5 protein-coding genes and 1 pseudogene are annotated in these 5,365 nt (G+C 65.0%); 5 read left to right on the top strand and 1 reads right to left on the bottom strand.

Going from position 1 to position 5,365, the window contains the following annotated elements:
• The 3 genes from EOA29_RS23950 to EOA29_RS23960 all read left to right on the top strand — a co-directional run.
• A partial coding sequence (locus tag EOA29_RS23950) for a pirin family protein (RefSeq protein ID WP_145969763.1) occupies window positions 1–680 on the top strand: 680 nt, incomplete at its 5' end.
• 232 nt (window positions 681–912) lie between these two features.
• Window positions 913–2,817 (top strand): 1-deoxy-D-xylulose-5-phosphate synthase, encoded by a 1,905-nt coding sequence (dxs, locus tag EOA29_RS23955; protein ID WP_127221680.1) that lies wholly within the window; start codon window positions 913–915, stop codon window positions 2,815–2,817.
• Between the two features lie 208 nt (window positions 2,818–3,025).
• A complete protein-coding gene (locus tag EOA29_RS23960; RefSeq protein WP_126095244.1) occupies window positions 3,026–3,310 on the top strand; it encodes a hypothetical protein in 285 nt (94 codons plus the stop codon).
• Here the strand turns inward: EOA29_RS23960 and EOA29_RS23965 are convergent.
• Window positions 3,307–3,708, bottom strand: coding sequence for a GFA family protein (locus EOA29_RS23965; protein WP_127221682.1), 402 nt, complete (start codon window positions 3,706–3,708; stop codon window positions 3,307–3,309). The genes EOA29_RS23960 and EOA29_RS23965 overlap by 4 nt on opposite strands.
• A 104-nt stretch (window positions 3,709–3,812) precedes the next feature.
• Here EOA29_RS23965 and EOA29_RS23970 point away from each other — a divergent pair, with 104 nt between their 5' ends.
• Window positions 3,813–4,586 carry a TlyA family RNA methyltransferase gene (locus EOA29_RS23970; RefSeq protein WP_127221684.1) on the top strand — a complete coding sequence of 258 codons (774 nt, stop codon included), beginning with the start codon at window positions 3,813–3,815 and terminating at the stop codon, window positions 4,584–4,586.
• A pseudogene (locus tag EOA29_RS23975) lies at window positions 4,583–5,365 on the top strand (class I SAM-dependent RNA methyltransferase); the annotation flags it as partial. The gene EOA29_RS23970 and the pseudogene EOA29_RS23975, both read left to right, overlap by 4 nt.

The following is a 5,365-nucleotide window of genomic DNA, read 5'->3' on the forward strand; positions in this document are numbered from 1 at the left end:
TCACCTATCTGTTCGACGGCAAGATCCGGCACCGCGACTCGCTCGGCACCGAAATGGTGATCGCGCCAGGCGATGTGAACCTGATGACCGCCGGCCGCGGCATCGTCCACTCCGAGCGCACGCCGGAAGAGCTGCGCGGCGCGCCGATGTCGGTCTCCGGCTTGCAGACCTGGCTCGCCTTGCCCGACGGCAAGGAGGAGATCGCCCCGGTCTTCGCCAACACATCGGTGATCCGCCTGCCCGAGATCGACGCCGAAGGCGTCAGCGGCCGCGTCGTCATCGGCGAATTTTCCGGGCTGCGCTCGCCGGTCGCGACCGCATCGGACACGCTTTATGCCGATCTGCGGCTGGCGGCGGGCGCCAGCGTGAAAATCCCCGCCGATGCCGAGGAACGCGCCATCTATACGCTGGAGGGCGAGGTCTCGATTGCCGGCGATCATTTTCCGGCCGAGCGGCTTCTGGTGTTCAAACCGGGCGAGGAGATCGTCGTTTCGTCCGAACGGGGCGCGCATTTCATGCTGTTCGGTGGAGCGTCGCTGGGCTCCAAGCGTTATATATGGTGGAATTTCGTTTCGTCCTCGAAAGAACGCATCGAGCAGGCCAAGGAAGAATGGAAGACAGGCCGCTTCGATATCGTTCCTGGCGATGAGGAAGAATTCATCCCGTTGCCGGAAGGTTAGAACTGGATGGACATCCTGCGCCAACCGCGTCACTGACACGCATTTACATTCGCTCGCCAGCGGCATATTTCGCGCATGATCAACGCGCATATTTGTGAAAGTTGGAGCAATTCCAGGAAAAATGTGAAACGGTTTTCCGTCCGGAATTGCGTGAAACAGAAAAGACAGAGCGGTCCCGTGAAACGGTTAACCGCTCTGATGCAAGGTTAAGATCTCAGCAGGCCGCCAAAGAGTGAACCCGAAGCCCGATACGCCACTTCTCGACAAGGTCCGCATTCCCGCGGATTTGCGGGCGCTCGACGAAAGCGAGCTGCCGCAGCTGGCGACCGAGCTGCGCGCCGAACTGATCGACGCCGTTTCGCACACCGGCGGCCATCTCGGCGCCGGCCTTGGCGTCGTCGAGCTGACGGTTGCGCTGCACTATGTCTTCAACACGCCGGAAGACCGGCTGATCTGGGATGTCGGCCACCAGGCCTATCCGCACAAGATCCTGACCGGCCGCCGCGACCGCATCCGCACGCTGCGCCAGGAGGGTGGCCTCTCCGGCTTTACGCGGCGAGCCGAGAGCGAATACGACCCCTTCGGCGCCGCACACTCCTCGACCTCGATTTCCGCCGGTCTCGGCATGGCCATGGGCCGCGATCTGTCGGGCGGCCGCAACAATGTCATCGCGGTGATTGGCGACGGAGCGATGTCGGCCGGCATGGCCTATGAGGCGATGAACAACGCCGGTGCGCTCGACGCCCGTCTGATCGTCATCCTCAACGACAACGACATGTCGATCGCCCCGCCGACCGGCGCGATGAGCGCCTATCTGGCGAGGCTCGCCTCCGGCAAGACCTATCTCGGCCTGCGCGATTTCGGCAAGAAGCTGACCTCCTATTTCGGCAAGCGCGCCGACAGTGCCATCACCCGGGCGGTCGAGCACGCGCGCGGTTACGTCACCGGCGGCACGCTGTTCGAGGAGATGGGATTTTTCCACATCGGCCCGATCGACGGACACAATCTGGAGCATCTGATCCCGGTGCTGAAGAATGTTCGCGACAATGCCGACGGCCCGGTGCTGATCCATGTCGTGACCCAGAAGGGCAAGGGCTACGCGCCGGCGGAAGCCGCCGCCGACAAATATCACGGCGTCAACAAGTTCGACGTCATCACCGGCGCGCAGGCCAAGGCGCCGGCCAACGCGCCGAGCTACACCAAGGTCTTCGCCGAAAGCCTGATCCAGGAGGCCCGCGAGGACGACCGCATCGTGGCGATCACCGCCGCCATGCCGAGCGGCACCGGCCTCGACCTCTTCGGCGAGGTGTTCCCGGCCAGAACCTTCGATGTCGGCATCGCCGAGCAGCATGCGGTGACCTTCGCCGCCGGCTTGGCCACCGAGGGCTACAAGCCCTTCGCTGCCATCTATTCAACCTTCCTGCAGCGCGCCTACGACCAGGTCGTGCATGACGTGGCGATCCAGAAACTGCCGGTGCGCTTCCCGATCGACCGCGCCGGCTTCGTCGGCGCCACCCATTGCGGCGCCTTCGACACGACCTTCCTGGCTTCTCTGCCCGGCTTCGTCGTCATGGCCGCCGCCGACGAAGCGGAACTGCGCCACATGGTGCGCACCGCCGCTTCTTATGACGGCGGCCCGATCGCTTTCCGCTATCCGCGCGGCAACGGCGTCGGCGTCGACATGCCGGAGCGCGGCTCGGTGCTCGAAATCGGCAAGGGACGGATCCTGAAGGAAGGGACCAAGGTGGCGCTGCTTTCCTTCGGCACGCGGCTGCAGGATTGCCTGATGGCAGCGGAGGAGCTCGGCGCGGCCGGCCTCTCCACCACCGTTGCCGACGCCCGCTTCGCCAAGCCGCTGGACGAGGATCTCATCCGCCGCCTCGCGCGCTCGCATGAGGTTCTGGTGACGGTGGAGGAGGGCGCTGTCGGCGGCTTCGCCAGCCATGTGCTGCATTTCCTCGCCCATGAAGGCCTGCTGGAAAATGGCCTCAAGGTCCGCCCGCTGATCTTGCCCGACGAGTTCACCGATCACGCCAAGCCGGAAAAAATGTATGCCGACGCGGGCCTCGACGCGGCCGGCATCGTGGGCACGGTCTTTGCCGCGCTCGGCCACGGCGTGCAGGCGCAGCGCGCCTGAATCTAATTCTCAACGCGCTGAATCTGTTTGCCGGCTTTGGAAGCAATCCCAGCGAAAGTGCACGGCGGTTTTGCGTCCGGAATTGCGTTAAACCAGAAATCGTAACTCATTGTTAACGCTTCCGTTTGGCGGTTCGGTTACCCTGTCTTTTGGTCGATTTTCAACGGCGCCCTGCTAAGACCTTGGTCCTTAGGCGGGGATAAGAACAATGAAATCGTTCCTAAGTGGCATGGCCCTTGCGATGGCCATGGCCGCGCCGGCGGCAGCCGAAACGCGTTACGATCGCAACCTCGAGAAAGCGGTGGTCGAGATCGTTGCCGGCAAGATGGGCGATATCCGGGGCGGTTTCTCCTATAAGCAGGTCGCTCAACTGGTTGTGCTGCCGGAAGCGGCGCCGGCTGCGCCCGCTCCGGTCGAGCCGCGCAAGCAGGCCTCCAACAATGACGGCCTGATGCCGGCCGTCGAGCGCCCGGTCTCGCAGACGGTCTTCTAAAACCACATATCGCGCACGCAGCGGCTGTCGCGTGGCAGATCGTCGAACGTGTCGAGACCGTCGAAATGGTCGATCGGCAGATCGGCGACGGCCTCCGGCGGCGCCAGCCTGACATTGACGGCGATGCGCGTACGGCCGCTCGAACTGGACCGCAAGCCGCGCCAGGCAAGTACGCAGGCACATTTCGGACAGAACAATATCTCGAGCGCGGGTTCGGCCACTTGGGCGCGCGTATAGGAACGCATTGGTCCCGCGATGCGGATGCGCTCGTCGGCATAATCGTAGGCCCAGAGCGTGCCGTAGCGGCGGCAAAGCGTGCAATTGCAGGCCGTGATCGATCCCGGATCGCCTTCCAGGGTCCAGTGCGCGGCGCCGCAATGGCAGGTTCCCTTGAGCATTGCCTCCTCCTCAGGTTGGATGAAGGCCCGCATTCTGCCGCGCCGCGCGCCATATTCAACAGGCTCCCATTGCCTTCGCGTCCGGCTTTCGCCAATGAAGGCCAATGAACTCTCCTTTGCCAGCCGGTGCGCGCCTCAGGCTCGACGAACTGCTCGTCGGGCGCGGCCTGTTCGCCAGCCGTTCGCGCGCCCGCGACGCGATCGAGCGCGGCACGGTCAGCGTTGACGGCAGCGTTGCCCGCAAGCCCGGACAGTCCGTCGCGCCGGACTGCCGCGTCGCCATCGACGATCCGGCGCAGGCCTATGTGTCGCGCGCGGCGCTGAAGCTGATTGCCGGCCTCGACCGTTTCGGGCTCGATCCTTCGGGGAGCGAGGCGCTCGATATCGGCGCCTCGACCGGCGGCTTTACCCAGGTGCTGCTCGAGCGTGGCGCCGCGCATGTCACGGCGATCGATGTCGGCCATGGCCAGATGCATCCCGATATCGCCGGCGATCCGCGCGTGATGATGATCGAGGGGCTGAACGCCCGCGATTTGACGACTGCCGATCTCGGCGGCCGTATCCCGGATTTCCTGGTCTGCGATGTCAGCTTCATTTCTCTGAAACTGGCGCTGCCGCCGGCGCTTGCGTTGGCGGGCGAGGGCGCCAGGGCGCTGTTTCTGGTCAAGCCGCAGTTTGAGGCCGGCCGCGAGGCGATCGGCAAGGGCGGGCTGCTCAGGAATCCAAGCGATGCCGAACGCATTGCCGCAAGTCTGCGCGACTGGCTTTCCGGCATACCGGGCTGGCGCGTGCTTGGGCTGCACCCGTCGCCGATCGAAGGCGGCGACGGCAATCGCGAGTTCCTGCTCGCCGCGATCAAGGATGCGGGATCGAAATGAGCGCGCGTTTCACCATCACCAGGCTTGGCGCTCAGGGCGACGGCATCGCCGGCGCCGATGGAGGCGAGGTGTTCATCCCGTTCACGCTGCCGGGCGAGACGGTCACCGCGGCACGCCAAAAGGACCGCGCGACGCTTATGTCGGTTCTGGAGGCCTCGCCGCTCCGGGTCGATCCGGCCTGCCGCCATTTCACCGAATGCGGCGGCTGCGCGCTGCAGCATTTCGAAGCCGGGGCCTATCGCCAGTGGAAGCGCGAGCGGGTAGTGCAGGCGCTGAAGGCCAAGGGCATCGCGGGCGAGATCGACGCGCTGGTGCCTTGCTCGCCGCAGACCCGCCGCCGCGTTGTCTTCAGCGCAAGGCGTAGCGAGGCCGGCATGCTGCTGGGCTTCGTGCGCGCGCACTCCTCCGAAATCATCCCGATCGAGGAATGCCCGATCTCGCTGCCGGTGGTCGTTGCGTCGCTCGATCGCTTGCGTAGGCTGGCCGATCTGGTTTGCGCCACACCAAAAGCCTTCCACATGACGGTCACCGTCACCGCGTCCGGACTGGACGTCGCCGTCCAGGATGCCGGCAGGCTCGGCGAGCACCAGCGCCGCATCGCCTCCAATTTCGTGATGGCCGAGGGCTTGGCGAGGCTTTCCGTCGACGGCGAGGTCATCGTCGAGCCGAAAAAGCCGGTGGTGCAATTCGGGCCGGTCGCTGTCGCCGTGCCGTCCGGCGCCTTCCTGCAGGCGACGGAGGCAGCCGAGCAGACGATGGCTGATCTCGTCGGCCAGCAT

This window comes from Mesorhizobium sp. M1E.F.Ca.ET.063.01.1.1 (assembly GCF_003998155.1).
In the GTDB taxonomy this organism is placed as follows: domain Bacteria; phylum Pseudomonadota; class Alphaproteobacteria; order Rhizobiales; family Rhizobiaceae; genus Mesorhizobium.

Coding starts and splice junctions, on each gene's coding strand:
- EOA29_RS23970 (WP_127221684.1), top strand. CDS start 3,813: ATGAACTCTCCTTTGCCAGCCGGTGCGCGCCTCAGGCTCGACGAACTG.
- EOA29_RS23960 (WP_126095244.1), top strand. CDS start 3,026: ATGAAATCGTTCCTAAGTGGCATGGCCCTTGCGATGGCCATGGCCGCG.
- EOA29_RS23965 (WP_127221682.1), bottom strand. CDS start 3,708: ATGCTCAAGGGAACCTGCCATTGCGGCGCCGCGCACTGGACCCTGGAA.